Raw genomic sequence first — 26737 nt, forward strand, 5'->3', positions numbered from 1 at the left:
ATGGTCCCGGCGGCGTACCGGCAATATGCGGGTGTCCAATCGGCGGAGGTCTGCTCTAAAGTCGGCCGGTTGCTGGACTACGACACCGAAGCAGCCGTCTACGACGCCACGCGCGGTGGTGCGCCCAGGGCTGCGGCCGCGGCTGCCGCAGTACGGGAGTTGGTCCCGTCGTCGGCCCGCACCCTGCTGGACATCGGCTGCGGTACGGGACTGGTCACCGAGCACATGGCCCTTGCCCGCCCCGGACTTCGGGTGTTCGGCACGGACGCCTCGTACGGCATGGCACGGGTTGCCCGGCGGCGGATCGGCGCGGTGGCGCTGGCCGACGCGCGCCGGCTGCCGCTGCCCGGCGCGAGGGTGGACGCGGTCGCCGCGATCTGGCTGCTGCATCTGCTGCGCGGGGCGGAGGACGTGCGGGCTGTGGTGTCCGAGACGGCGCGGGTGCTGCGGCCCGGTGGTGTGTTCGTCACCACCGTCGACAAGGACGCGGCCCATGACGTCGGCAGCGACATCGACGTGGCGTTCGCCCCTTACCTGAACGCCGATCCGTCCGACGCCGCGGACCTGATCGTCAGGTACGGCTCGGAGACGGGCCTCGCCGTGGTGGGGGAGGCCCACTTCCTGGGACACGGTCAGGGCCGGAGCCCGTCGAGCGTGGCGCACGCGGTGCGTGCGGGCTATTACGCCTCACGCCTGCACCTGCCGGGGACGGCGGCCGAACGGCTCGCCGCCGCCCTGACAGAGCTGCCCGAGCCCGACAGACCGCGCGCCGACCCGCGCTACCGGCTGCTGGCACTGCGCCGGAGCGACTGACCCTGGACCACCCCTCCCACGTCACGCCCCACCGCCCGCCGTCCCGTCCCACCACCCCGCCCGTACCGGCACGACGGCTTGCCGAATCGGCAACAAATCTGGCCAGAACGCCGATGTGTGGCGAGGCTGTCCCCATGAGCCAGCACACCGACCATGGTCATCAGCACACCACCACTCCCGGCCACCGGCACAACGACCCCACCCACGCGCATCACCACGGCACCACCGAATTCGACTGGGACGTCATGGGCCCGCTGCTGGAGCAGAACGCCGAGCTCAGCCGCCCGCAGTACGAGGAGGCGGCCCGCTGGATCGCCGGCCTGCCCACGGCCCCGAACGTGCGCAGGGTGCTCGACATCGGCAGCGGCCCCGGCGTGATCTCCTGCCTGCTCGCCGAGGTGTTCCCGGAGGCCGAAGTCGTCGCCGTCGATGGCACCCCGGCCCTTCTGGAACGCACCCGGACCCGTGCCCGGCGGCTCGGTCTCGGCGACCGCGTACGGACCCAGCAGGCCGAGATCCCCGAGAGCCTCGACGCGTTGGGGGAGGCGGATCTGATCTGGGTGGGCAACGCTCTGCATCACATGGGCGACCAGCGCGCCGTCCTCGCCGGGTTCGCCGCCCTGCTGCGCCCCGGCGGGACCATCGCCCTGGTCGAGGGAGGTCTGCCGCCCCGTCAGCTCCCGCGCGACATCGGCATCGGGCGGCCCGGTCTGGAGGCCAGGCTCGACGCGATCACCGCGGACTGGTTCGAGGACATGCGGACGTCACTGCCAGGCACCAAGCGGGAGACCGAGGACTGGAGCGCACTGTTCACCGCGGTGGGGCTCGACCCGCAGGGCACCCGCAGCTTCCTGCTCGACCTCCCGGCACCGCTGTCGGAGCCCGCGCGCGACCATGTCATCGCCGAGTTCACCCGGCGGCGCGAGATGTTCGAAGAGGTGCTCCCGGCCGAGGACGTTGCCGTTCTGGACCGGCTCCTCGACCCCGAGGACCCGGCCGGACTGCGTCAGCGCCCCGATGTCTTCCTGCTCATGGCACGCACGGTGCACCTGGGCCGACGGGGCTGACCTGTAAGCGCCTCGGTCGTCGTCCCCTCGCACCGCCCATGGACGGATTGGAGTGCTCCCCGGCAGCCGAGTGGGACATCTCGTCCACTGCGGTGGTGTGTGCTGTGGGCCCAGGATGTGGTCTTGCGAGCCGGGCCGTCACCGGCCCGGCTCGCGCCACGTCGCCTCGCGCGAGGACGCGCATCGAGAGGAAGCCCATGCAGCACACTTCAGCCATCCTGCCGCGGGCCGAGGGCGCCCACATACGCCGCACCGTTGTCGAACTGCCCTGCCGTGAGGACCCGTTGTGGCGCGAGGAGGTGTTCGAGCCACGTGAACAGGTCCGCGCCGCACGGGACTTCCGTACCGACGCGGCCACGGTGTGCGCACGCGGCTCCCGGACGGTGACCCGGTGACCGCCGCCGTTCCCGGCCCCCTGTCGGGTGTCGTGGTCGCCGACTTCGGGAGGGTGCTGGCCGCCCCGTACGCCACGATGCTCCTCGCGGACCTGGGCGCCGACGTCATCAAGGTGGAACGTCCGGGCTCCGGCGACGACACCCGGGCCTGGGGCCCGCCGCACGCCCATGACGAATCCACCTACTTCCTGTCCGTGAACCGCAACAAACGGTCCTTCACCCTCGATCTCGGCACGGCGGAAGGGCGTCGGCACGCCCACGAACTGGTGCGTCGCGCCGATGTGCTCTTCGAGAACTTCCGCCCCGGCACGATGGGCAAGTACGGGCTCTCCTACGAGGAGGCCCACGCGCTCAACCCAGGCATCGTCTACTGCTCGATCACCGGATTCGGAGCCGGCGAAGGAGCCGCACTGCCCGGCTACGACCTGCTGCTTCAGGCGGTCGGCGGGCTGATGAGCGTCACCGGGCCCGCACCGGGACAGCCCGTCAAGACGGGTGTGGCACTTGTCGACGTGCTCACCGGACTGCACGCGGCCGTGGGCGTCATGGCGGCGCTGCGCCACCGCGACGCGACCGGTGACGGCCAGCACGTCGAGGTGAATCTGCTGTCCTCGTTGCTGTCGAGCATGGTGAACCAGGCGGGCGGCTACACCCTGGCCGGCCAGGTGCCGGGCATCCTCGGCAACCGTCACCCGTCCATCGCCCCGTACGAGATCTACCGGGCGGCGGACCGGCCGCTGGTCATCGCCGTCGGCAACGACCGGCAGTTCCATGCCCTGTGCCGGGGTCTGGGTGCCGAGGAGTTGGCCGCCGACCCCAGGTTCGTGTCGAACGCGGACCGGGTCACGCACGTCGACGCGCTGGCTGAGGAGATCTCCGCGCTGCTCGCCCCGCGCACCGCGGCCGAGTGGTCCGCCCTGCTCACCCCGCTCGGGGTGCCCTGCGGTCCGGTCAACGATCTCGCGGGCGCCTTCGGCCTCGCCGAACGCCTGGGCCTGTCCCCGCAGGTCACACCGGCCGACGTGGGCCCCGACGACCCCATGCGTCTGGTGGCCAACCCCATAGGGCTGTCCCGTACGCCGCCGCGGTACGAACGGCGGCCGCCGCGCCTCGGCGAGCACACCGAGGACCTCAGACGCTGGCTGGACGGCTGACCGCCCGCAGACCGGCGGACGGGGCCGTGGACGACCGGCGTCCACAGCCCCGTCCGCTGCCCGGACCGTGTCAAGAGAAGACACGCTGCCGCCAGGGTGAGCGGGCATCAGAAAGTCCCCTGTACAGGCTAATTGTGGATCAATTCGCCTACGAATAAAGGCAATTGGTAGCTCATCTAATTATATGGAAATAGCATATGGCGTACTTTATGTACCTCGATCGGCGTGCAGGCGTCGACCTTCAACGTGTCCGATATGACAGGTATGGGGGTCGTCAGTACGTTCATCCACGGGTCGACTGCTCAGCCGACCTCTCTGAGACAGGAGAAGCGACATGGTTACCCGTTCCACTATCGTTACAGCCGCCGTCGCGGCCGCTGCGGCCATGGCCGCCACCGGCATCACCTACGCTTCGGCCGCCACCTCCGAGCCGGTCCAGGCCGTCCAGCAGGCCGCTCCCGTTTCGGCTCTTGACGGTGGCGACGCCGGAAAGGGCGACGCCGGCAAGGGCAACGAGGGCAAGGGCAACGAGGGCAGGGGCAACGAGGGCCGTGGCAACGAGGGCCGTGGCTACGAGCGCCGTGGCTTCGAGGGCCGTGAGCACTTCGAGGGCCGCATCCACATCAACGAGCGGACGTACTCCGCCCAGCCGGGCGGCTGCATGGTCGTGGTCAGCGGCCTCGGCGCCAAGAGCCTCAACATCCGCAACGACAGCCGCCGGACCGTCGAGGTCTTCCGCGGAGCCACCTGCGACAACGGCGCCCCCATCGCCACCGTCGGACCGTGGAGCTCCAGCGACGGGGTGTTCCCGGGGCGCGTCAAGGGCGGCGTGTTCGTCAAGAACGGAGTGGTGGGCAGCTTCCGGGTGATCCACCGCTTCGACGAGGACCGCGACCGCGATGACCGCGGCGACCGCGGCGACCGGGACTGGTGACCGAGTCACCCGGTTGACGTAGAACCCCGGCCCGCCGGAATCGGGCCGGGGCTCCAGCCAGGGCATCCGATCGGAGCGACCCGGTCGGATGCCCACATCTGAACGACGACTGACAAACCCAAACACCTGCCACGCCATACTAGAGGCGGACGGCGAGGCACTGCCAGCCGACCGGAACAGCCGCGCCACGCGCGGCGACCACGCTCCGGTGTCGGTTCCGGTTCCGGTCCCGGGTTCGGCTTTCCGGGCTCCGGTTCCGGGAACCGGCTTCCGGATTCGTTCTCGGCCTGCGGCCCTCGGTGGGGCCCGGCGACCGAGCGGCAGAACGTGGCGCCGGCGTGGCAGACGCCGCCCACGTCCCGGCCGCCAGGGAACCGGCCGGCCGTACGGCCGGGATACCGGCGATCGAGGAACCCCCCGGTTCTCGGAGGCACCTGGCGACGGGCCCTGACCCGGATGGGTGACGGCCCGGGCGGCACGGCCCGAAGGGCCACCCGCATTCCGGTCCACGTTCCGGTCCGCGCGCATCCGCACGTCGGCCGGTCTCCGGTCTACACCTCGGAGGCGTCCCGCACCGGCTCCAACTGCCACCACTGGCCGGGTGAGTCGGTGTCCTCCCACTGCTGGACATGGGCACCGTCCGCCGTGCTGCCGTCGGCGACCTCCAGAACGAGCCCGCTGATGAAGCTGACCAGTGTCACCACCCCCGGCGCATCCAGATGCCGCTCGATCAGCCATTCCTGGGCGCCGTAGTTGTTGGCCCGCCACTGCTGGATCGCGGCGCCGTTCTCGGTGGAGGCGTTGGCGACGTCCAGCCGTTTGCCGCTGTGGACATTGACCAGGTGGTACAGCGCCGCGCCCTCGTGCACGGGGGAGAGCCGCCAGTGCTGAGCCGTCGAACCGCTCTCCGTGCCCTGCTGCACCGGGGCACCACCGCCCTTGGCGGATCCGTACACCTCCAGCAACAGTCCGCTGCCCACATTGCGCAGCCGGTAGCGGCCGGCCGCGACGACGGGCGCGGTGTCCCCGCTCATGTTCCGGTTCCTTCCCGCGGCACGGACCGCCGCCCGGCTCGGCAGCAGGGCGGCGGTCCGTGTGCGTCAACGGTGCGATGACAGGGCTCAGGCGCCGAGGTTGAACTCACCAGGGTTCGGGCCGAGGCGCTTGCCCTCGTCCAGCGCGGCGAACGCGGCCAGGTCGTCGGCGTCCAGCTCGAAGCCGAATACATCGAGGTTCTCCACGATCCGGGACGGCGTCACCGACTTCGGGATCACCACATTGCCGGTCTGGATGTGCCAGCGGAGCACCACCTGAGCCGGTGTGCGGCCGTGCTTCCGGGCGATCGCGACGACCGTCGGCACCTCCAGGAGCCCCTTGCCCTGGCCCAGCGGTGACCAGGCCTCGGTCGCGATGCCGTGCTTGGCGTGGAGCGCGCGCGACTCGGCCTGCTGGAGCTGCGGGTGGAGCTCGATCTGGTTGAGCACCGGGACCACGGAGGTCTCGCCGAGCAGACGCTCCAGGTGCTCGGGGAGGAAGTTCGAGACACCGATGGCCTTCGCGCGGCCCTCGGAGTAGATCTTCTCGAAGGCCTTGTACGTGTCGAGGTACGCGTCCTTGGCCGGCACCGGCCAGTGGATCAGATACAGATCGACATACTCCAGCCCCAGCTTGTCGAGCGAGCTGTCGAAGGCGCGCAGGGTGGAGTCGTAGCCCTGATCGGTGTTCCACAGCTTCGTCGTGACGAAGAGCTCTTCGCGGGCGACACCGGAGGCCGCGACGGCCCTGCCGGTGCCCTCCTCGTTCTTGTAGATCGCGGCGGTGTCGATGCTCCGGTACCCGGACTCGATGGCTGTCGCGACCGCCTTCGCGGCCTCGTCGTCAGGCACCTGCCAGACACCGAAACCGAGCTGCGGCATCTCGACGCCGTTGTTGAGGGTGATGGAGGGGACCTTGCTCACGAGCGGTCGATCCTTACGTCGTCGGTTGGGATTCTCAGGGTCAACGATCAGCGAGTGCCATGCATTCCCCGCCGCCCGGGCGTCGGCCGCACCCGGTCCCGCCCCGATGCCGCCGATCCGTGCCCGAGCTGTCCGAAATCCTGCGTGCGGGCATGGAGATTTGGGCCCGCGCGGAGCATTGAAAGATCGTTCTCCAGGGGAATCCCATGCAGTGATGGTTAGGAACCTTTCCTACCGTCGCCCCGAAGGGAGCACCCGTGCACACTGACCGCCCCCCACGCCGAACCGTGGCCGTCCTCGCCGGACTCAGCTGTCTGTTTCTGCCCCTGCTCGCCCACATCCCCAAGGCCTCCGCCGCTTCGGACGCCGGCTCCCCGTCCGCCGCCACGGTGGCCGCGGGCCCCGGCTCGGTCGTCACGGCGACGATGGCGGGAGCCGACCCGGAGGCCAGGACGGTCTTCGACAGCATGGTGAAGTACCTGCTCGCGCACCCCTCGGTCAACAACGCCAACCTCCTCGCCGCCGGGCAGGACTGGATGACCGACCACTTCCGCGCCTTCAAGACGGCGACGGGCGACAGCACCTGGGACACCGTGCGCACCGCGCACCAGAACCTGATCACCTCCCAGCAGTCCAAGTACGCGGCGAACACCGGTCTGTTGGCGGACTTCATCGTCAACACCAACACCACCCCCAAGCCTGCCGCGGGCGAGGTGCTCGAAGGACTCAACGACTGGCTCGACGCCCTCTGGAACAAGCTCGCCGCCACCTCGGTCGACCCGCAGCTGTACTACGGCGGCAGCTTCCAACTCCAGTCGATGATCGTCGCATCCGGCAACTAATGGATTCCCTGACGGAAGTTCAGATGCGGGCCGGAACGCACAACACGTTACGGGGCAAAGTGGCCGCCCTCGCGGTCACGCTGTTCTGTGCGGCTCTGGTGCAGACGGTCCCGCAATCCGCAAGTGGGCCAAGAGGGTTGTCCGTGACCATGACGCGCTCATCAAGGTCACCCCCGGCGGCACCATACCGCTGAGGCACGGCCGGCCGTGCCTCAGCGGTACAGGGCGTCGACCTCCGCCGCGTACGCCGTCTCGATCGCCTTGCGCTTCAGCTTCAGCGACGGCGTGAGCAGGCCGTGCTCCTCGCTGAACGGATGCGCCAGGATCCGGAACGTACGGATCGACTCGGCCTGTGACACCGCCGTATTGGCCGCGACCACCGCACGCCGGACCTCCATCTCCAGGTCCGGATCCCGCACCAGCTCCTCCGGCCGCAGGGGCGCCCGCCCCTGCATGGCGAGCCAGTGGTCCACCGACTCGTGGTCGACCGTGACGAGCGCGGCGACGTAAGGTCGGTCGTTGCCGACCACGATGCACTGCGCGACCAGTGGATGCGCCCGCACCCGCTCCTCCAGACCGGTCGGCGACACGCTCTTGCCGCCCGACGTCACCAGGATCTCCTTCTTCCGCCCCGTGATCGTCAGATAGCCGTCCTCGTCGAGCGCCCCCAGGTCCCCGGTGGCCAGCCAGCCCTCCCGCAACACCGCGGCGGTGGCCTCCGGGGCGCCGAGGTAGCCCGCGAACACATTGTCGCCGTGCACCCACACCTCGCCGTCCTCCGCGATGTGCACGGTCGTGCCGGGGATCGGCTGCCCGACCGTGCCGTACCGGGTGCGCTCCGGCGGATTGGCGGTCGCCGCCGCGGTCGACTCGGTCAGCCCGTACCCCTCGTACACGATGACGCCCGCGCCCGCGAAGAACAGCCCCAGCTGCCGCGCCATGCCCGAACCGCCGGACATGGCGTGCCGGATCCGGCCGCCCATCGCCTCGCGCACCTTCCGGTACACGATCTTGTCGAAGAACTGGTGCTGCATCCGCAGCCCGGCGGACGGCCCGGGACCGGTCCCGAACGCTCGCGCCTCCACCGCCTCGGCGTACTTCACCGCGATGTCCACGGCCTTGTCGAACGCCCCGGCCCGGCCCTCCGCCTCGGCCTTGCGCCGGGCGCCGTGGACGACCTTCTCGAAGATGTACGGAACCGCCAGGATGAACGTCGGCCGGAACGACACCAGATCCGGCATCAGGGCCTTCGCGGACAGCTCCGGCTGGTGGCCCAGCTTCACCCGGCCGCGGACCGCGGCGAGCTCCACCATCCGGCCGAAGACATGCGCCAGCGGCAGGAAGAGGAGGGTGGCCGCCTCGTCGCCCGGCTTGGAGTGGAAGACCGACTCCCAGCGCGAGGCCATGGTGTCCGTCTCGAACATGAAGTTGGCGTGCGTGATCACACAGCCCTTGGGGCGTCCCGTCGTCCCTGAGGTGTAGATGATCGTCGCCACCGACTCGGGCGTCACCGCGCGCCGGTGGCGGTGCACCACCTCGTCCTCGACCTGGGCGCCCGCGTCGAGCAGCTCGTTCACCGCGTCGGCGTCCAGCTGCCAGAGCCGCTTGAGCCCGGGCAACTGGTCGATCACCGACGCGATCGTCATCGCGTGGTCCTCGTGCTCGACCATGACGGCGGACACATCGGCGTCGTGCAGCATCCAGAGGACCTGCTCGGCCGAGGACGTCGGATAGACCGGTACGGACTGGGCGCCGACCGTCCACAGCGCGAAGTCGAAGAGCGTCCACTCGTAGCGCGTCCGCGACATCAGGGCCACCCGGTCGCCGAATCTGACGCCGTGCGCGATCAGGCCCTTGGCGAGCGCCAGCACCTCGTCGCGGAACGTTGCCGCGGTGACATCCCGCCAACGTCCGCTCGCGTCTTTTCGGCCGAGCGCGACCCGGTCCGGATCTTCCTCGGCGTAGTCGAACACCACATCGGCCAGCCCGCCTACGAGGGGCGCGGCCGCCATGGGTGGGACAGTGAACTCGCGCAATGACCTGCTCCTTGTGGCGCTCCGCACAGCGCCGCGACGCTACCCCAACGGACGGCGCGGCGGGAGGGCCCCATACCCGCGGACCCGGTGGCATATGCACAGGTCAGCCACCGAAAACCGGCCAGATGGGCAAGGGTCGGGCGTGGCTGAGACCACGGAGTAAGCGGTTCGGCGCGGGAATCTCCACCAAATCTGTACGCCACAGTCACTCCCGTTCCGGATGGTTACGGGGGGATTGGTCCGCGGATCAGCCGGTCGCCACCCGCCAGGATCGCCGCCGCCAGGGCGTCCGCGGCCTCCTGCGCACTGCCCCGGCGGTGGCCGTGCAGCAGGACGAAGTCCACCTCGCCCAGCTCCGGCAGCCCCGCCCTGGTCGGCACCGGCACCAGACCCGGCGGGATCAGCCCACGGCTGTGAGCCATCACGCCCAGTCCCGCACGGGCCGCCGCGATCAGCCCGCTCAGGCTGGTGCTCGTACAGGCGACCCGCCAGGCCCGGCCGTGCTCCTCCAGGACCTCCAGGGCGCGGGCCCGGGTGATGCCCGGCGGCGGGAAGAGGACCAGCGGAACCGGACCGTCCGGATCGAACCGCAGCCGCGGGGCGCCGATCCAGGTCAGCGCGTCCTGCCAGACCAGCTCCCCGTGCGTGTCGCCGACGCGCCGCTTGGCGAGCACCAGATCGAGCCGGCCCGCCGCGAGCCGTTGGTGCAGCGTCCCGGAGAGCTCCACCGTCAGCTCCAGCTCGACCTCCGGGTGGTCGCGGCGGAACGACTCCAGGATCTCCGGCAGCCGCGTCAGCACGAAGTCCTCGGACGCCCCGAACCGCAGCCGCCCGCGCAGCCGCGTGCCGGTGAAGAAGGCCGCCGCCCGCTCATGGGCCTCAAGTATCGTCCGGGCGAAACCGAGCATCGCCTCACCGTCCAGGGTGAGATCGACCCGGTGCGTGTCCCGGGTGAACAGCTGCCGCCCCGTCGCATCCTCCAGGCGCCGCACATGCTGGCTCACCGTGGACTGCCGGACCCCCAGTCGCTGGGCGGCCCGGGTGAAGCTCAGGGTCTGGGCGACTGCCAGAAAGGTACGCAGCTGCGCGGGGTCGTACATGGGATCAGGCTATCGCGAATCGCGATGACAGTAAGAGCGGTATGCGGGATTCCCGATCGCCCGGTTCGGGAGGAGTATGGGAAGGGCGCGACCGGAACCAAGAGAACAAGTGGAGCAGATGAGCCGCCGCACCGTGAAACTTCCGTCCTGGCTGCCGATCGACCCGTACATCATGGCGCTGATCGGCACGGTCGTACTCGCGGCGGTACTGCCGGCGTCGGGGACCGCCGCGGAGGTGGCGGGCGGTGCGTCGACCGGAGCCGTCGCCCTGCTCTTCTTCCTGTACGGGGCCCGGCTCTCCACCGCCGAGGCGCTCGACGGACTCAAGCACTGGCGGCTCCATCTCACCGTCCTGGTCTGTACCTTCGTGGTCTTCCCGCTGCTCGGGCTGGCGGGTAAGGGGCTGGTTCCGTACGTCCTGACGCCGCAGTTGTACAGCGGCTTCCTCTTCCTCTGCCTCGTCCCCTCGACGATCCAGTCGTCGATCGCCTTCACCTCGATCGCCCGCGGCAATGTGCCCGCGGCGATCTGCGCGGGCTCCTTCTCCTCGATCGCCGGGATCTTCCTCACCCCGCTGCTCGCCGCGGCGCTGATCGGCAACGACGGCGGCGGATTCTCGGCGGACGCGCTGCTGAAGATCGGGGTCCAGCTGCTGCTGCCGTTCGTCGCGGGGCAGTTGCTGCGCCGTTGGATCGGCGGCTTCCTCACCCGCCACAAGAAGGTGCTCGGCCATGTCGACCGCGGCTCGATCCTGCTCGTCGTCTACTCGGCGTTCAGTGAGGGCATGGTCGCGGGCATCTGGCACCAGGTCACCCCGGCCAGGCTCGGCGCGCTGCTCGGCGCCGAAGCGGTGCTGCTCGCGCTGATGCTGATGCTGACCTGGTACGGGACGAAGCGGCTCGGCTTCGACCGCGGGGACCGGATCGCCATCCAGTTCGCCGGCTCGAAGAAGAGCCTGGCCGCCGGGCTGCCGATGGCGAGTGTCCTGTTCGGGGCGCAGGCGTCTCTCGCCGTGCTGCCGTTGATGCTCTTCCACCAGATGCAGCTGATGGTGTGCGCGGTGATCGCCAAGCGGCGCTCGCGCGACCCGCTGGAGGAAAGCCAGGAAGACGGCGTGATGGCACGGGAGCCGGCCGCGGTGAGCTGAGGGCGGAGCCCCCGGGCCCGCCGCTCAGGGGTGGGTCCGGGGGCGCAGGGGCGCTCCCCGCGGGCCGGACCCCTGACCCGTGCGGACGGGCGGGGCGCCTCAGTCCTGGCCGATCGTCGCCGCCAGGGTGATCCGGTGCTCACCCGCGTACACGTTCATGGAAGGGCCCCGCAGGAAACCGACCAGGGTCAGTCCGGTCTCGGCCGCCAGATCGACGGCGAGTGACGACGGCGCCGAGACCGCCGCGAGCATCGGGATCCCGGCCATCACCGCCTTCTGGGCCAGTTCGAACGAGGCCCGCCCCGACACCAGCAGGATCGCCCGGGACAGCGGCAGCCGATGGTCGGTCAGGGCCCGGCCGACCAGCTTGTCGACCGCGTTGTGCCGGCCGACGTCCTCCCGGACGTCCAGCAGTTCGCCGGTCTCGGAGAACAGCGCCGCCGCGTGCAGGCCCCCGGTCCGGTCGAAGACCGGCTGCGCGGCCCGCAGCCGGTCGGGGAGGGCGGCGAGCAGCGCGGGTTCGACCCGGACCGGGGGAGTGTCGGCGATCGGATGCCGGGTCGTGGTGCGTACCGCGTCGAGGCTCGCCTTGCCGCACAGCCCGCAGGACGACGTGGTGTACACATTGCGTTCGAGGGTGATGTCGGGAACCGGGACACCGGGCGCGAGCCTCACGTCCACGACGTTGTACGTGTTCACGCCGTCCGCCGTGGCGCCGGCGCAGTAGACGATCGACTGGACCTCGGAGCCGTCACCGATCACGCCCTCGCTCACCAGGAAGCCCGCCGCCAGCGCGAAGTCGTCGCCCGGCGTGCGCATCGTGATGGCGAGCGGCCTGCCGTTCAGCCGGATCTCCAGGGGCTCCTCGGCGACGAGCGTGTCGGGGCGTGTGGAGACCGACCCGTCCCGGACACGGATGGTGCGGCGGCGCTCGGTGACCCGTCCCATAGCGGTTAAACCCGATTCTGTGCGTGTTGGAAGCCGAACCGGCCCTTGATGCAGAGGTTGCCGTGGGTCACCGGATTGTCGTGCGGAGAGGTGACCTTGGCGGTCTCATTGTCCTGCACATGGAGTGTGACATTGCAGCCGCTCCGCAGTACGCGCAGATGATGTCGATGTCCTCACGGGCCTCACCCGGCGGAATCAGCGCGGCCCGGACGCGCTGCACCCGCCGTTCGCTGTTGGCCGTCGTGCCGTCGGTCTCGGCCCAGGCGGCCGTCGCGGGCAGGACGGCATCCGCCGGCTCGGCGGTCCGGGTGAGGAGGATGTCCTGCACCACCAGATGGTCCAGCGCCGTGAGCCGCCGGACGGCCTGCTCGCTGTCGGCCGCGGACTGCGCCGGGTTCTCCCCGATGCAGTACACCGTCAGCTGCCTGACCGGTGCCGCTCACAGTTTCACGGCCCGCATCTCACCGCTCTCCATCGACTCGGACGTCTCGGTGAGCGTCTTGCCGTAGCGGGGGCTGGGCGACGATGTCCCGGCTCCGCTCGAACTTCCGCCGGACCGGGGGGTCGAGGATGTCCTGGAAGCCGGGCATCCGGTTGGGAACGGCGCCCATGTCGCCGCCGCCCTTGGCCCAGCGGAAGAACAGGAGGCGATGTGGCATACGTCGACAGAATATTGTCTACAGTATGCTTTCGGCAGTCAAGGCTGTCGTCAAGCCTCCAATGACCGGGTCCTATTCCTGTGGGAACACGTGCCCCCGTACCGGGCGGTAGCGACCAAGACTGGATGGTTCCTGCCGTACGTAGCGAGGGGATCCTGTACATGACCGGCTCACGTGTCGTGGCGCTCGGCCACTATCAGCCCGCCAAGGTGCTCACCAACGACGATCTGGCGGCCATGGTCGACACCAGCGACGAGTGGATCACCAGCCGCGTAGGCATCAAGACCCGCCACGTCGGAGGCCCTGACGAGCCGGTGGACGAGATGGCCGCGCATGCGGGGGGCAAGGCGCTCGCCGCGGCGGGGCTGCGGCCCGCCGAGGTCGATCTGGTGCTGGTCGCCACCTCCACCGCGATCGACCGCTCGCCGAGCATGTCGGCGCGGGTCGCCGCCCGGCTCGGCATGGGCTCGCCCGCGGTCATGGACATCAACGTGGTCTGCTCCGGATTCACCCACGCCCTCGCCGCCGCCGACCACGCGGTCCGGGCGGGCGCGGCCGAGCGCGTCCTCGTCATCGGCGCCGACAAGATGGCCGACATCGCGGACTGGACCGACCGCAGCACCTGCGTCCTGCTCGGTGACGGAGCCGGCGCGGCGGTCGTCGTCGCGGACCCGGGCGGCGGGGACGGTCCCGGGATCGGCCCCGTCCTGTGGGGTTCGGTGCCGGAGATGGGCAACGCGGTTCGGATCGAGGGGACGCCCCCGCGCTTCGCGCAGGAAGGGCAGTCCGTATACCGCTGGGCCACCACGCAGCTGCCGCCCATCGCCCGCAAGGTGTGCGAAAAGGCAGGTGTCGCCCCCGAGGATCTGGCCGCGGTCGTGCTGCATCAGGCCAATCTGCGGATCATCGAACCCGTCGCCAGGAAGATCGGCGCGGTCAACGCGGTCATCGCCCGGGATGTCGTGGATTCCGGCAATACGTCCGCGGCGTCCATCCCGATGGCCCTGTCCAAGCTGGTGGAACGCGGCGAGGTGCACAGCGGCGCGCCGGTGCTGCTTTTCGGCTTCGGCGGAAATCTCTCGTACGCGGGCCAGGTGATCCGCTGCCCCTGAGCGGCGTTGTGCTCGGTAGACTGTAGACAATAAGTAATTGCTCGTCGCCCGGAGGGGGACCGCGATATTGTCCGCAGGACTGCCGCCAGGGGCTGTGCCGAAGCTGGAACGGCCTGGTCCGCTGCGCGAGCGCGTGTACGAGGCACTGCTCGAACTCATGGCGACGCGCGCGCTCCGTCCCGGCCAGCACCTGGTCGAGAGCGAACTGGCCGGCCATCTCGGGGTGTCCAGGCAGCCGGTGCGGGAGGCGCTGCAGCGGCTGAACACCGAGGGCTGGGTCGATCTCCGGCCCGCCCAGGGCGCGTTCGTGCATGAGCCCACGGAGGACGAGGCGGATCAGCTGCTCTCGGTCCGCACCCTGCTGGAGGCCGAGGCCGCCCGCCTCGCCGCGGCCAACTCCGACGCCGCGGGCATCGCCGCCCTGGAGGAGCTCTGCGCCAAGGGCGAGCAGGCGGTCGCCGACGACGACGTGGATCTGGCGGTCGCCACCAACACGGCCTTCCATGCCAAGGTCATGGAGCTGGCGGGCAATGTCGTCCTCTCCGAGCTGGCCGGGCAGGTGGACCGCCGGGTCCGCTGGTACTACACCCCGGTGGCCCGCCAACGCGGCACCCAGTCCTGGATCGAGCACCGCTCGCTCATAGCGGCGATCGCCTCGCGCGACGAACAGCGGGCCACGGAGATTATGCGGGCGCACACGGAACACACGCGCAGGACGTACCACCAGCGCGCCGAGGAGTAGCACGCGGCCGGGCGGGTCGCACGGGGCCCTTCCGCGGGTTCGCGGGTTCGTGGCCGCCGTCGACCGAGCGGCTTTGTCCTCGGTGTGGAGAAAGTTGTAGCGGATTCCTGCGCAACTTCTTCCCACTCCCGGCAACCGCTGCTACGTTCCCCTCGAAAGCCCGACGGACAGGCCGATGTGGCGGGGAGGGGCGCGTGAGACGTATGACGGCACGACCCGCGAATGCGCATCAGGCGCGACTGCTAAGGCTGTTGCGCGACGGCGGGCCCAACTCACGGGCACAGCTGGGGGATCAGGTAGATCTCTCCCGCTCCAAGCTCGCCGTCGAGGTCGACAGGCTGCTGGAGACCGGACTTGTCGTGGCCGATGGACTCGCCGCATCCCGCGGAGGGCGTCGCTCGCACAATATCCGGCTCGCCCCGCAACTGCGCTTCCTCGGCGTCGACATCGGTGCCACATCCGTCGATGTGGCCGTCATCAACGCCGAGTTGGAGGTCCTGGGCCACCTGAACCAACCCATGGACGTACGCGAAGGGCCGGTCGCCGTCTTCGAGCAGGTGCTGGCCATGGCGGCCAAGCTCCGGGCCTCCGGCCTCGCCGAAGGCTTCGACGGTGCGGGCATCGGCGTACCCGGACCGGTCCGCTTCCCCGAAGGCGTGCCGGTCGCACCGCCGATCATGCCCGGCTGGGACGGCTTCCCGGTCCGCGAGGCGCTCAGTCAGGAACTGGGCTGCCCCGTCATGGTCGACAACGATGTGAACCTGATGGCGATGGGGGAGCAGCACGCGGGCGTCGCGCGCTCCGTGGGCGACTTCCTCTGCGTCAAGATCGGTACGGGTATCGGCTGCGGCATCGTCGTCGGTGGCGAGGTCCACCGCGGTACGACGGGCAGCGCCGGAGACATCGGCCACATCCAGGTCGAACCCGAAGGACGCCCCTGCGCCTGCGGCAACCGGGGTTGTCTGGAAGCCCACTTCAGCGGTGCCGCGCTCGCCCGCGACGCCGAGGACGCGGCGCGTGCCGGGCAGTCGCCGGAGCTCGCGGGCCGACTGGAAGCGGCCGGCGGACTCACCGCCGCCGACGTGGCCGCCGCCGCGGCCGCCGGCGACGCCACCTCGCTCGACCTGATCCGCGAAGGCGGCAACCGGGTGGGCCAGGTCATCGCCGGACTTGTCAGCTTCTTCAATCCCGGACTGGTGGTGATCGGCGGCGGCGTGACCGGCCTCGGACACACACTCCTCGCCAGCATCCGGACCCAGGTATACCGGCAGTCGCTGCCGCTGGCCACCGGCAATCTCCCCATCGTGCTCGGTGAGTTGGGACCGGCCGCCGGAGTGATCGGCGCGGCCCGCCTCATCAGCGACCACCTGTTCTCACCGGCCTGATCCTCGGCCGGTACGTACCAACCGCTCCCGCCTCTTGTCCCGGGGGTCCGGGGGGTAACCCCCGGGACAGCACTGCGCCCTGCCCGCTCACCGGCCCTCCCCCAGTTCTCGGCTGTGCTCGAGCAGGGGAGACCCCATTCGCCGAGGGGATTTGTCATGGCACCAGAACCGCCCTTGCTCACCATGTCCGGCATCACCAAGTCGTTCCCCGGAGTGCGCGCCCTCGACGGCGTGGACCTGGAGGTACAGGCCGGCGAAGTCCACTGTCTCCTCGGACAGAACGGCGCCGGCAAGTCCACCCTCATCAAGGTGCTCGCCGGGGCCCACCAGCCCGACGGCGGCGAGATCACCTGGCGCGGCGAATTGGCCGCGCTCAAGTCACCCATCGCCGCGATGCGGCTCGGCATCGCCACCATCTACCAGGAACTCGACCTGGTCGAGGGCCTGTCGGTCGCCGAGAACGTCTTCCTCGGCCATGAACCCACCACCGCCCGCTTCATCGTCCGCACCCGCGAGGGCCGTGCGGCGGCCGCCGCGCTGCTGAAGCGTCTCGGCCACCCGGAGATCGACCCGGCCCAGGCGGTCGGAGAACTGTCCGCCGCACAGCAGCAGATCGTCTCCATGGCGCGGGCACTCTCCCACGACGTACGGCTCATCGTGATGGACGAGCCGTCCGCCGCGCTCGACCCCGACGAGGTCGACAACCTCTTCCGAACCGTCACCGCTCTCACCGCCGACGGGGTCGCCGTCGTCTACATCTCGCACCGCCTGGAGGAGATCCGCCGCATCGGCGACCGGGTGACCGTGCTCAAGGACGGTCGCGCCGTCGCCGTGGGGCTGCCCGCCAAGTCCACACCGACAGGCGACGTCGTTGCCATGATGACCGGCCGCAACGTCGAACACGTCTTCCCGCCGCGCATCACGGACCGCGCGGCGGCGGCCGTCGAAGAACCGGTACTGAAGGTCGAAGGGCTGACCAGGAAGGGCGAATTCGCCCCGGTGGACCTGGAGCTCCGGCCCGGCGAGATCGTCGGTCTGGCCGGACTCGTCGGTTCGGGACGCTCCGAGATCCTGGAGACCCTCTACGGCGCCCGCAGGCCGAGCGCCGGACGCGTCACCGTGGCAGGGAAGCAGCTGCGACCCGGCAGCGTCCGTGCCGCCGTCGCCGCCGGGATCGGGCTCGCCCCCGAGGAACGCAAGGCGCAGGCCCTGCTGATGCTCGAAACCGTCACCCGTAACGTCTCCGTCTCCTCGATGTCCCGCTTCTCCCGGGCCGGCTGGCTCGACCGCGGAGCCGAACGCCGGGCCGCCCGCACCGCCACCCGCGAGCTCTCCCTGCGCCCCGACAACCCGGACACCCAGGTCCGCACACTGTCCGGCGGCAACCAGCAGAAGGCCGTCCTGGCCCGCTGGCTGCTGCGCGGCTGCCGGGTTCTGCTGCTCGACGAACCGACCCGCGGTGTCGACGTCGGCGCCCGCGCCGAGCTCTACGCCGTGATCCGCCGGCTGGCCGACGAAGGCCTCGCCGTCCTGCTCGTCTCCAGCGAGGTGCCCGAAGTGCTCGGCCTCGCCGACCGGGTGCTGGTGCTCCGCGAGGGCCGCGTCGTGCACACGGCGGACGCCCGGGAGCTCGACGAACACCGCGTACTCGACCTAGTGATGGAAGGGAGCCCGACGTCATGACGCAGCCCGTCTCATCGGCGCAGCAGGGCGGGCCGGACAAGGGGGCCGTCCCCGTCCCGGCCGCCGGACCCAGGAAGCAGGACGGACCTTCGCGCACCTTCGGCCTGCGCCTGGACGTGCGTAACCTCTCGCTGCTCGGCGTCCTCGCCGCACTGATCGTCGTCGGCGGATTCACCGAGCCCGACGCGTTCCTGGACACCGGGAACCTTCAGCTGATCCTGACCCAGTCCTCCGTCATCGGAGTCGTCACCGTCGGGATGACCTTCGTCATCACCAGCGGGGGGATCGACCTGTCGGTCGGTGCGATGGTTGCGCTCGCCTCCGTCTGGGCGACCACGCTCGCCACTCAGGAGTACGGCTTCGCGGGGATTCTGTTCACCGCCGTGATCGTCGGACTCGGCGCCGGGCTGGTGAACGGTGTGCTCATCGCCTACGGGCGGATGGTGCCGTTCATCGCGACGCTGGCCATGCTCGCCTCGGCCCGCGGGCTCGCCCTCCTGATCACCGACGGCAAGACCCAGATCGTCACCGTCAAGTCGGTCCTCGACCTGGGCCTGCCCGACTCGTACGTCCTCGGCATCCCGCCCCTGGTCATGATGTTCGCCGTGGTGACCGTCATCGGCTGGCTCGTACTGAACCGCACGACCTTCGGACGGCGCACGGTCGCGGTCGGCGGCAACGCGGAAGCGGCCAGGCTGGCCGGCATCGACGTACGACGGCAGCGGCTCTACCTCTATCTGCTCTCCGGACTGTGCTGCGGCATTGCGGCCTTCATGCTGATCGTCCTGGCCGGATCGGGACAGAACACCAACGGCAATCTGTACGAGCTCGACGCCATCGCCGCCGCGATCATCGGCGGCACCCTGCTCAGCGGCGGACGCGGCACCATCGTCGGCTCCGTACTCGGCGTCCTCGTCTTCACCACCATCACCAACATCTTCGTGCTCAACAACCTGCAGAGCGACGTCCAGCAGATCGCCAAGGGCGCGATCATCGTCGCCGCCGTCCTGGTCCAGCGCCGCGCATCGGCGCACGGGGAGACCTGAGCCCACCGCCCCGGTTCTCCGCACGCCCCTGCTTCTTCCCATCCCCCTGCTTCTCCGTACCGCCCACTGCTCCGTTCGTCACATGTGACATGTCACGCACCGACATGACGTATCACGCACCGGATGAAGGGTTTGACAGCCATGCCAGAAACCAGCCGCAGACGACTGCTCTTCGGCACCGCAGCCGTCTCCGCAGGCGCCGTCCTCACCGCCTGCACCAGCAACGAGCCCAAGAAGTCGGAGACCGCGCAGAGCAATCAGCCCGCCGCCGACGACAAGCCCGGCAAGCCCGTCACCATCGGCTTCGCGGGTCCGCAGGCCGACCACGGCTGGCTCAACGCCATCAACGAGAACGCCAAGTCGCGGGCGGCGAAGTACTCCGAGGTGACGCTGGAGAGCACCGAGGGCTCCAACGACACCGCCGCCCAGATCGGCCAGGTCAAGACCCTCATCAACAAGAAGGTCGACGTCCTCGTCATCCTCCCCGCCGACGGCAAGGCGCTCACCCAGGTCGGCCTGGAGGCCATGCGGGCGGGCATCCCCGTCATCAACCTGGACCGGATCTTCGCCTCCCCGCAGGCCTACCGCTGCTGGGTCGGCGGCGACAACTACGGCATGGGCCTCAACGCCGGTACGTACATCGGTGAGCAGCTCAAGGACAAGGCGGGAGCCAAGGTCGTCGAGCTGGCCGGCATCGACAACCTGGAGCTCACCAAGCAGCGCAGTCAGGGCTTCGCCGACGCGTTGAAGAACTACCCCAACATCAAACTGGTGGCCCGTCAGGCCGCCGACTTCACCGTCGAGTCGGGTCAGGCGAAGATGGCCCAACTCCTCCAGGCACAGAAGAAGTTCGACGCTCTATGGAACCACGACGACGACCAGGGTGTGGGCGCGCTGCGCGCCATCCAGCAGGCGGGCCGCGAAGAGTTCCTGATGGTCGGCGGCGCCGGGGCCAAGTCCGCGATGGACGCCATCAAGGCCGACAACAGCGTGCTGAAGGCGACCGTTCTCTACCCGCCGACGATGGCGGCGTCCGCCATCGACCTGGCCCGCGCCCTCGTCCAGGGCAAGGGTGTCGGCGGCCTGGCCGAAATGGAGATCCCGACCAATCTCACTCTCTACTCGGCCGTGGTCACCAAGGAGAACATCGAGCAGTACCTGCCGACGGGCTTCAGCTGAGCCGCCCCGCAGGAGGGTGCTGACCCTCCTGCCGCACCCATCGAACGACCGACGAGGAGGAAGCCCGGATGGCCCGTAGGGAAGAGACGGATCAGGAGGCCGCAGGTCCGCCGACGCAACGGCCGGTGGCGAGCGCGCCCACGCAACGGCCGATGACGGGCGCGCCCACGCAACGGCCGACGACGAGTGCGCCCACGCATCCGCCGCTGGCGAGCGCACCGACGCATCCGCTGGTGGCGAGCACGCCGACGCTCGGAGTCGGCATGGTCGGATACGCGTTCATGGGCGCCGCCCACTCGCAGGGGTGGCGTACCGCGGGACACGTCTTCGAGCTGCCGATGCGACCGGCTCTCGCCGCGATCTGCGGACGTGACCGGACGGCTGTCGACGCGGCGGCGGCCCGCCACGGCTGGGCGGCGGCGGAGACCGACTGGCGGGCCCTCATCGCCCGGGACGATGTGCAGCTCGTCGACATCTGCACCCCCGGCGACAGTCACGCCGAGATCGCCATCGCCGCCCTGGAGGCCGGCAAGCACGTGCTGTGCGAGAAGCCGCTCGCCAACACGGTCGCCGAGGCGGAGGCCATGACCGAGGCCGCGGAGCGCGCCGCGGCCCGCGGCCAGGTCGCGCTGGTGGGCTTCAACTACCGCAAGGTGCCCGCGATCACGTACGCCCGGCAGCTGATCGCCGAGGGCCGGATCGGTGCCCTGCGGCATGTCCGTGCCACCTACCTCCAGGACTGGCTCGTCGATCCCGAATCGCCGCTCACCTGGCGGCTGAAGCGGGAACACGCCGGCTCGGGAGCGCTGGGCGATCTGGGGGCGCACATCGTCGACCTGGCCCAGTTTCTGGCGGGGGAGAAGCTGGTCGGGGTGTCGGCGGTCCGTGAGACGTTCGTACGTGAACGGCCGCTGCCGGCCGGTCCGTCCGCCGGGCTCTCCGGCGCCGCGGACCCGGCGGCGCGCGGGGCGGTGACCGTCGATGACGCGGCCCTGTTCACCGGCCGGCTCGCCTCCGGGGCGCTGGCCTCGTTCGAGGCGACCCGGATGGCGGCCGGCCGGAAGAACGCGCTGCGGCTGGAGATCAACGGACAGCTCGGTTCGCTCGCCTTCGATCTGGAACGGCTCAACGAGCTGTCCTTCCACGACCACACCGAACCCGCCACCACTGCAGGGTTCCGGCGCATCCTCGTCACCGAGCCCCAGCATCCCTACCTGGAGGCGTGGTGGCCGCCCGGCCACGCCCTCGGCTACGAGCACACCTTCATCCACCAGGCCCGTGATGTGGTGCGCACGATCGCCGAAGGGACCGCCCCCGCACCGTCGTTCGCCGACGGGCTGCAGGTGCAGCGGGTGCTCGCGGCGGTGGAGGAGAGCGCCGAGAAGAACTCCGTACACACCCCCGTGGCTCTCTAGGAGGTCCCGCTCATGTCCCGTCCCTTCACACTCTTCACCGGCCAGTGGGCCGACCTGCCCCTGGAGGAGGTCTGCCGGCATGCCCGGGACTTCGGCTACGACGGGCTCGAACTCGCCTGCTGGGGAGATCACTTCGAGGTCGACAAGGCCCTGACGGACCCCGGCTACCTGGACGGCCGACGGCAACTGCTCGACAAGTACGGGCTGAAGTGCTGGGCGATCTCCAACCACCTCGTCGGCCAGGCCGTCTGCGACAACCCGATCGACGAACGGCACCAGGGGATTCTCCCGGCGCGGATCTGGGGCGACGGTGAACCCGAAGGGGTACGCCGGCGTGCCGCCGAGGAGATCAAGAACACCGCACGCGCGGCCGCCGCCTTCGGAGTGCGTACGGTCATCGGCTTCACCGGCTCCTCGATCTGGCACCTCGTCGCGATGTTCCCGCCCGTCCCGCCGCACATGATCGAGCGGGGGTACGAGGACTTCGCCGAGCGCTGGAACCCGATCCTGGACGTCTTCGACGCGGAGGGCGTGCGGTTCGCCCATGAGGTGCACCCCAGCGAGATCGCGTACGACTACTGGACCACACACCGCGCGCTGGAGGCCGTCGGCCACCGGGCCGCGTTCGGGCTGAACTTCGACCCCAGCCACTTCGTCTGGCAGGACCTCGACCCGGTCGGCTTCCTGTACGACTTCCGGGACCGCATCTACCACGTGGACTGCAAGGAGGCGCGTAAGCGCCTGGACGGCCGCAACGGCCGCCTCGGCTCCCATCTGCCGTGGGGCGACCCGCGGCGCGGCTGGGACTTCGTCTCCGCCGGGCACGGTGATGTGCCGTGGGAGGACGTCTTCCGGATGCTCCGGTCGATCGCGTACGAGGGCCCGATCTCAGTCGAGTGGGAGGACGCGGGGATGGACCGGCTGGCAGGTGCGCCGGAAGCGCTTGCCACGCTGAAGCGGTACGACTTCGAACCGCCGTCGGCATCGTTCGACTCGGCCTTCGGGGGTGGCGACTGACGGGTCCTTCCCGGGGTGTTGCCCGAGGGGCCTCGATGTCAGGGCCCCCGGACCGGGAAGGGGCGGGCCGAGCGGGATGGGGGACGGAAGTCCGCCGCCATCCCGCGCTCGACCCTGCCCTCACCCCGCTTTGTCCTGACCCGGGAAAAAGTTCAACATGACCGCTGCGTAAGGGCTTTCCGTCCGGGACGAACAGGTCTACGGTCCATAACGTGTACATGACATGACTCGGGTCGCGGGCGCCCCACAGGCCCCGAACGACCTGCGCGGCAGTCCCCGCGCGGAACGGCACGGCAGCACCCGCCCGTACCACCGGCACTCTCCGGAGGACACTCGTGCACATCACCAGATACAGGAGCAGAACCCGGCTCCGCGTCCGTACATCCCTCGCCCTGCTCACCGGAGGCCTGCTCACCGCGGCCACCCTCACCCTCGGCGCCTCGCCCGGAGCGGCCGTGGAAGGACCGGCGTCGCCGGCCGCCGCCGACGCCACGGCCGAGGAATTCCAGCAGGTCACGCTCGCCAAGGGCGCGGCCGAGACCGGCGAGCCCATGACCCTCGCCGTCCTCCCCGACCGCAGCGTGCTGCACACCTCGCGCACCGGCGAGCTGCGCCTCACCGACAGCGGCGGAAACACCCGGGTCGTAGGGTCCGTCCCCGTGTACTCGCACGACGAAGAGGGCCTCCAGGGCGTCGCCATCGACCCCGACTTCAGCGAGAACCGGGCCATCTACCTCTACTACGCGCCCCCGCTGGACACCCCGGACGGAGACGCGCCGGAGAACGGCACGGCCGCCGACTTCGCCAAGTTCGACGGGGTGAACCGCCTCTCGCGCTTCGTCCTGAACGACGACGGCACCCTCGACAACGCCAGCGAGAAGAAGATCCTCGACATCCCGACCTCGCGCGGTATCTGCTGTCATGTCGGCGGCGACATCGACTTCGACGCGCAGGGCAACCTGTATCTGTCGACCGGCGACGACTCCAACCCGTTCGCCTCCGACGGCTACGCGCCGATCGACGAGCGTCCCGACCGCAACCCGGCGTTCGACGCCAGGCGCAGCGCCGGCAACACCAACGACCTGCGCGGCAAGATTCTCCGCATCAAGGTCGCCGAAGACGGCTCGTACACCATCCCCGACGGGAACCTCTTCGCGCCGGGTACGGACAAGACCCGTCCCGAGATCTACGCGATGGGCCTTCGCAACCCGTTCCGCTTCTCCGTCGACAAGGCCACGGGCATTCTCTACGTCGGCGACTACGGGCCCGACGCGGGCGCGGCCGACCCCAAGCGAGGACCGGCCGGACAGGTCGAGTTCGACCGGGTGACCGAGGCGGGCAACTTCGGCTGGCCGTTCTGCACCGGAGCCAACGACGCGTACGTCGACTACGACTTCGCGACGAAGACGTCCGGCGCATCCTTCGACTGCAACGCTCCTAAGAACACCTCGCCGCACAACACCGGCCTCGTCGACCTGCCGCCCGCCCAGCCCGCCTGGATTCCCTACGACGGCGGATCCGTGCCCGAGTTCGGCACCGGCTCCGAGTCGCCGATGGGCGGCCCCGTCTACCACTACGACGCCGACCTCGACTCGCCCGTGAAGTTCCCCGAGGCCTACGACGGGCAGTTCTTCGCCGGAGAGTTCGGCCGGCGCTGGATCAAGGCCATCAAGCACGACGCCGACGGCACCGTCCAGTCCATCAACCCCGTTCAGTGGACCGGGACCCAGGTGATGGACATGGCCTTCGGACCCGACGGGGCGCTGTACGTCCTCGACTACGGCACCAGCTGGTTCGGTGGCGACGAGAACTCCGGGCTCTACCGCATCGAGAACGCCAGCGGCGGCCGCTCACCCAATGCGGTCGCGTCGTCCGACAAGACCTCGGGCACGGCGCCGCTCAAGGTGAGCTTCTCCTCGGCAGGCACCGTCGACCCCGACGGCGACCCCCTGACGTACGCCTGGGACTTCGGCGACGGCGGCAGCTCGACCGCCGCCAACCCCACGTACACATACAAGAAGAACGGCACCTACACGGCGACCGTCACCGCCAAGGACCCGACCGGCCGGACCGCTTCCGCGAGTGTCCATGTCACGGTCGGCAACACGGCACCGAAGGTGGAACTCAAACTCCCCGGTGACGGGCAGCTGTTCACCTTCGGTGACGAAGTCCCGTTCAAGGTGACCGTCACCGATCCCGAGGACGGCACGATCGACTGCTCCAAGGTCGAGGTCCGCTTCGTCCTCGGCCACGACAGCCACGGCCACCCCATCACCACCGTCAACGGGTGCTCCGGCACGATCAAGGCCGCCGTCGACGGCGGACACGACCCGAACGCCAACATCTTCGGGGTCATCGACGCCTCCTACACGGACGGCGGAGGCGGCGGTCAGGCGTCCCTGTCCGGCCACGACCAGGCGCAGCTCCAGCCGAGGCACCGCCAGGCCGAGCACTTCAGCGCCTCGTCCGGGATCAAGGTCTACGACAAGGCGACCGCCAACGGCGGCAAGACCGTCGGCGACATCAACAACGGCGACTGGATCTCCTTCAAGCCGTACATCCTCGGCGACTCCAACAAGCTCACCGCCCGCATATCGTCCGGTGGCAGCGGAGGATTCCTGGAGGTACGGGCAGGCTCGGCGACCGGCACGCTCCTGGGCTCGACCCCGGTACCGGTGACCGGCGGCTGGGAGACCTTCCAGAACGTCGACGTGGCCTTGAGCAAGGTCCCCAAGAAGGCCACCGAGCTCTTCCTCGTCTTCAAGGGAGGCGACGGAGCGCTGTACGACGTCGACGACTTCGAGCTCACCCACAGCACCGCCGGAAAGGCCGCCAAGCGGGTCCTGGTCTTCTCGAAGACGGCCGGCTTCCGCCACGACGCGATTCCCGAGGGCATCGCCGCGCTGAAGGAACTCGGCAAGGACAGCGACATCACCGTCGACGCGACGGAGGAGGCCCGCCAGTTCACCACGGGCAACCTGGCGCGGTACGACGCCGTCGTCTTCCTGTCGACGACCGGTGATGTGCTCGACGCCGACCAGCAGAAGGCATTCGAGAACTACGTGGCCACCGGCGGCGGCTACATGGGCGTCCACGCGGCGGCGGACACGGAGTACGACTGGCCGTTCTACGGCGGACTCGTCGGGGCGTACTTCTCCTCGCACCCCGCCATCCAGCCCGCCACCGTCCGCGTCGAGGACCACAAGCACCCGGCCACCGCCCACCTCGACGACGAGTGGAACCGCACCGACGAGTGGTACAACTACCGCACCAACCCGCGCGGTCAGGCCAAGGTCCTCGCCACACTCGACGAGACGACCTACACCGGCGGCACCATGAAGGGCGACCACCCGATCACCTGGTGCCAGGCCTACCAGGGCGGACGCTCCTTCTACACCGGCCTCGGCCACACCAAGGAGTCGTACGCCGAACCGGCCTTCCGGGGGCTCCTCCTCGGCGGTATGCGGTACGCGGCCGGTCAGGTCAAGGCCGACTGCAAGCCCGACACCGGCTACCGGTCGATCTTCAACGGTAAGACGCTCGAAGGGTGGAAGCAGGCCGGCCCCGGAAAGTTCGACATCGTCGACGGTGAACTGCGCTCCGTGGGCGGCATGGGTCTGCTCACCTACCAGGCCAAGGAGCTCGGGTCGTACTCGCTCAAGCTCGACTGGAAGATGCAGGGCGACGACAACTCCGGTGTCTTCGTCGGCTTCCCGGAGTCCGACGACCCCTGGTCCGCGGTGAACAACGGCTACGAGGTCCAGATCGACGCCACCGACGCGCCCGACCGCACCACGGGCTCGATCTACACCTTCAAGGCGGCGGACATCAAGGCCCGCGACGAGGCCCTGCGGCCGCCCGGCCAGTGGAACAGCTACGAGATCAAGGTCCAGGGCGAACGTCTCCAGGTCTTCCTCAACGGAGTGAAGATCAACGACTTCACCAACACCGATCCGGTACGGAGCCTGAAGGACGGCTACATCGGCCTCCAGAACCACGGTGCCAATGACCATGTGTCCTTCCGCAACATCCAGCTGAAGGAACTGCCCTCGGCGTAGGGCGGGCACTTTGGCCGACGGCGGGCGGGAAAGGGAAAACCTCCCCG

General features: G+C 69.7%; 21 protein-coding genes and 2 pseudogenes. 16 read left to right on the forward strand and 7 right to left on the reverse strand.

Features of this window, described 5'->3' with window-relative positions; translation table 11 throughout:
* Positions 1 to 69: 69 nt before the first annotated feature.
* The 5 genes from OG936_RS30680 (at position 70) to OG936_RS30700 (ending at position 4363) form a co-directional block, all read left to right on the forward strand.
* Positions 70 to 813, forward strand: a complete 744-nt coding sequence (locus tag OG936_RS30680; RefSeq protein WP_406499113.1) for a class I SAM-dependent methyltransferase — start codon at positions 70 to 72, stop codon at positions 811 to 813.
* A 134-nt stretch (positions 814 to 947) separates the two neighbouring features.
* Complete coding sequence (locus OG936_RS30685; protein ID WP_406499115.1) at positions 948 to 1880, forward strand: class I SAM-dependent methyltransferase; 933 nt, start codon at positions 948 to 950, stop codon at positions 1878 to 1880.
* 197 nt (positions 1881 to 2077) lie between these two features.
* Complete coding sequence (locus tag OG936_RS30690; RefSeq protein WP_406499116.1) at positions 2078 to 2275, forward strand: hypothetical protein; 198 nt, start codon at positions 2078 to 2080, stop codon at positions 2273 to 2275.
* A complete protein-coding gene (locus tag OG936_RS30695; RefSeq protein WP_406499117.1) occupies positions 2272 to 3429 on the forward strand; it encodes a CaiB/BaiF CoA transferase family protein in 1158 nt (385 codons plus the stop codon). Before OG936_RS30690 ends, OG936_RS30695 begins: the two co-directional genes overlap by 4 nt.
* A 334-nt stretch (positions 3430 to 3763) precedes the next feature.
* Entirely contained in the window at positions 3764 to 4363 is a 600-nt protein-coding gene (locus tag OG936_RS30700) for a hypothetical protein (protein ID WP_406499118.1), read from the forward strand.
* 551 nt (positions 4364 to 4914) lie between these two features.
* Here the strand turns inward: OG936_RS30700 and OG936_RS30705 are convergent.
* Positions 4915 to 5397 carry an RICIN domain-containing protein gene (locus tag OG936_RS30705; protein WP_406499120.1) on the reverse strand — a complete coding sequence of 161 codons (483 nt, stop codon included), beginning with the start codon at positions 5395 to 5397 and terminating at the stop codon, positions 4915 to 4917.
* An 87-nt stretch (positions 5398 to 5484) separates the two neighbouring features.
* Complete coding sequence (locus OG936_RS30710) at positions 5485 to 6321, reverse strand: aldo/keto reductase (protein ID WP_406499122.1); 837 nt, start codon at positions 6319 to 6321, stop codon at positions 5485 to 5487.
* A 257-nt stretch (positions 6322 to 6578) separates the two neighbouring features.
* On the opposite strand from OG936_RS30710, the gene OG936_RS30715 reads away from it, so the two are divergent.
* Complete coding sequence (locus OG936_RS30715) at positions 6579 to 7163, forward strand: hypothetical protein (protein WP_406499123.1); 585 nt, start codon at positions 6579 to 6581, stop codon at positions 7161 to 7163.
* A 212-nt stretch (positions 7164 to 7375) separates the two neighbouring features.
* On the opposite strand, the gene OG936_RS30720 is transcribed toward OG936_RS30715, so the two are convergent.
* The gene (locus tag OG936_RS30720; RefSeq protein WP_406500672.1) at positions 7376 to 9175 is read right to left on the reverse strand and encodes an AMP-dependent synthetase/ligase; all 1800 of its coding nucleotides are present in this window, start codon (positions 9173 to 9175) and stop codon (positions 7376 to 7378) included.
* A gap of 248 nt (positions 9176 to 9423) precedes the next feature.
* A complete protein-coding gene (locus tag OG936_RS30725) occupies positions 9424 to 10299 on the reverse strand; it encodes a LysR family transcriptional regulator (protein ID WP_406499125.1) in 876 nt (291 codons plus the stop codon).
* 118 nt (positions 10300 to 10417) lie between these two features.
* Here OG936_RS30725 and OG936_RS30730 point away from each other — a divergent pair, with 118 nt between their 5' ends.
* Complete coding sequence (locus OG936_RS30730) at positions 10418 to 11446, forward strand: bile acid:sodium symporter family protein (protein ID WP_406499127.1); 1029 nt, start codon at positions 10418 to 10420, stop codon at positions 11444 to 11446.
* A 99-nt stretch (positions 11447 to 11545) separates the two neighbouring features.
* Here the strand turns inward: OG936_RS30730 and fdhD are convergent, their stop codons facing one another.
* The 3 genes and pseudogenes from fdhD to OG936_RS30745 all read right to left on the reverse strand — a co-directional run.
* Positions 11546 to 12394, reverse strand: coding sequence for a formate dehydrogenase accessory sulfurtransferase FdhD (gene fdhD, locus OG936_RS30735; RefSeq protein WP_406499128.1), 849 nt, complete (start codon positions 12392 to 12394; stop codon positions 11546 to 11548).
* Between the two features lie 5 nt (positions 12395 to 12399).
* A pseudogene (locus tag OG936_RS30740) lies at positions 12400 to 12554 on the reverse strand (Fe-S-binding domain-containing protein); the annotation flags it as partial.
* Positions 12537 to 13020 (reverse strand): annotated as a pseudogene (locus OG936_RS30745) (molybdopterin oxidoreductase family protein); the annotation flags it as partial. The pseudogenes OG936_RS30740 and OG936_RS30745, both read right to left, overlap by 18 nt.
* 194 nt (positions 13021 to 13214) lie before the next feature.
* On the opposite strand from OG936_RS30745, the gene OG936_RS30750 reads away from it, so the two are divergent.
* The 9 genes from OG936_RS30750 (at position 13215) to OG936_RS30790 (ending at position 26690) form a co-directional block, all read left to right on the forward strand.
* Positions 13215 to 14165 carry a beta-ketoacyl-ACP synthase III gene (locus OG936_RS30750; RefSeq protein WP_266904830.1) on the forward strand — a complete coding sequence of 317 codons (951 nt, stop codon included), beginning with the start codon at positions 13215 to 13217 and terminating at the stop codon, positions 14163 to 14165.
* A 64-nt stretch (positions 14166 to 14229) separates the two neighbouring features.
* The gene (locus OG936_RS30755; RefSeq protein WP_406500673.1) at positions 14230 to 14907 is read left to right on the forward strand and encodes a GntR family transcriptional regulator; all 678 of its coding nucleotides are present in this window, start codon (positions 14230 to 14232) and stop codon (positions 14905 to 14907) included.
* A 203-nt stretch (positions 14908 to 15110) separates the two neighbouring features.
* Entirely contained in the window at positions 15111 to 16292 is a 1182-nt protein-coding gene (locus tag OG936_RS30760) for an ROK family protein (RefSeq protein WP_406499130.1), read from the forward strand.
* A gap of 156 nt (positions 16293 to 16448) precedes the next feature.
* A complete protein-coding gene (locus OG936_RS30765; protein ID WP_406499131.1) occupies positions 16449 to 17975 on the forward strand; it encodes a sugar ABC transporter ATP-binding protein in 1527 nt (508 codons plus the stop codon).
* Positions 17972 to 19021, forward strand: a complete 1050-nt coding sequence (locus tag OG936_RS30770) for an ABC transporter permease (RefSeq protein WP_406499133.1) — start codon at positions 17972 to 17974, stop codon at positions 19019 to 19021. The genes OG936_RS30765 and OG936_RS30770 overlap by 4 nt, the downstream gene beginning before the upstream one ends.
* A gap of 141 nt (positions 19022 to 19162) precedes the next feature.
* Positions 19163 to 20200, forward strand: a complete 1038-nt coding sequence (locus OG936_RS30775; protein ID WP_406499135.1) for a substrate-binding domain-containing protein — start codon at positions 19163 to 19165, stop codon at positions 20198 to 20200.
* Positions 20201 to 20463: 263 nt separating this feature from the next.
* Positions 20464 to 21615, forward strand: a complete 1152-nt coding sequence (locus OG936_RS30780) for a Gfo/Idh/MocA family protein (protein WP_406500675.1) — start codon at positions 20464 to 20466, stop codon at positions 21613 to 21615.
* A gap of 12 nt (positions 21616 to 21627) precedes the next feature.
* Entirely contained in the window at positions 21628 to 22632 is a 1005-nt protein-coding gene (locus OG936_RS30785; RefSeq protein ID WP_406499137.1) for a sugar phosphate isomerase/epimerase family protein, read from the forward strand.
* Positions 22633 to 22967: 335 nt separating this feature from the next.
* Positions 22968 to 26690, forward strand: a complete 3723-nt coding sequence (locus OG936_RS30790) for a ThuA domain-containing protein (RefSeq protein ID WP_406499138.1) — start codon at positions 22968 to 22970, stop codon at positions 26688 to 26690.
* Positions 26691 to 26737: the final 47 nt, after the last annotated feature.

Origin of the sequence: Streptomyces sp. NBC_00846, assembly GCF_045207325.1 — a bacterium.
Classification (GTDB): domain Bacteria; phylum Actinomycetota; class Actinomycetes; order Streptomycetales; family Streptomycetaceae; genus Streptomyces.

What these genes read in the sequence shown, in the direction of transcription:
- OG936_RS30720 (WP_406500672.1), bottom strand. Translation starts at nt 9,175, where the DNA reads ATGGCGGCCGCGCCCCTCGTAGGCGGGCTGGCCGATGTGGTGTTCGAC.
- OG936_RS30725 (WP_406499125.1), bottom strand. Translation starts at nt 10,299, where the DNA reads ATGTACGACCCCGCGCAGCTGCGTACCTTTCTGGCAGTCGCCCAGACC.
- OG936_RS30690 (WP_406499116.1), top strand. Translation starts at nt 2,078, where the DNA reads ATGCAGCACACTTCAGCCATCCTGCCGCGGGCCGAGGGCGCCCACATA.
- OG936_RS30770 (WP_406499133.1), top strand. Translation starts at nt 17,972, where the DNA reads ATGACGCAGCCCGTCTCATCGGCGCAGCAGGGCGGGCCGGACAAGGGG.
- OG936_RS30730 (WP_406499127.1), top strand. Translation starts at nt 10,418, where the DNA reads ATGAGCCGCCGCACCGTGAAACTTCCGTCCTGGCTGCCGATCGACCCG.
- fdhD (WP_406499128.1), bottom strand. Translation starts at nt 12,394, where the DNA reads ATGGGACGGGTCACCGAGCGCCGCCGCACCATCCGTGTCCGGGACGGG.
- OG936_RS30750 (WP_266904830.1), top strand. Translation starts at nt 13,215, where the DNA reads ATGACCGGCTCACGTGTCGTGGCGCTCGGCCACTATCAGCCCGCCAAG.
- OG936_RS30780 (WP_406500675.1), top strand. Translation starts at nt 20,464, where the DNA reads ATGGTCGGATACGCGTTCATGGGCGCCGCCCACTCGCAGGGGTGGCGT.
- OG936_RS30765 (WP_406499131.1), top strand. Translation starts at nt 16,449, where the DNA reads ATGGCACCAGAACCGCCCTTGCTCACCATGTCCGGCATCACCAAGTCG.
- OG936_RS30760 (WP_406499130.1), top strand. Translation starts at nt 15,111, where the DNA reads ATGACGGCACGACCCGCGAATGCGCATCAGGCGCGACTGCTAAGGCTG.
- OG936_RS30685 (WP_406499115.1), top strand. Translation starts at nt 948, where the DNA reads ATGAGCCAGCACACCGACCATGGTCATCAGCACACCACCACTCCCGGC.
- OG936_RS30705 (WP_406499120.1), bottom strand. Translation starts at nt 5,397, where the DNA reads ATGAGCGGGGACACCGCGCCCGTCGTCGCGGCCGGCCGCTACCGGCTG.
- OG936_RS30785 (WP_406499137.1), top strand. Translation starts at nt 21,628, where the DNA reads ATGTCCCGTCCCTTCACACTCTTCACCGGCCAGTGGGCCGACCTGCCC.
- OG936_RS30775 (WP_406499135.1), top strand. Translation starts at nt 19,163, where the DNA reads ATGCCAGAAACCAGCCGCAGACGACTGCTCTTCGGCACCGCAGCCGTC.
- OG936_RS30700 (WP_406499118.1), top strand. Translation starts at nt 3,764, where the DNA reads ATGGTTACCCGTTCCACTATCGTTACAGCCGCCGTCGCGGCCGCTGCG.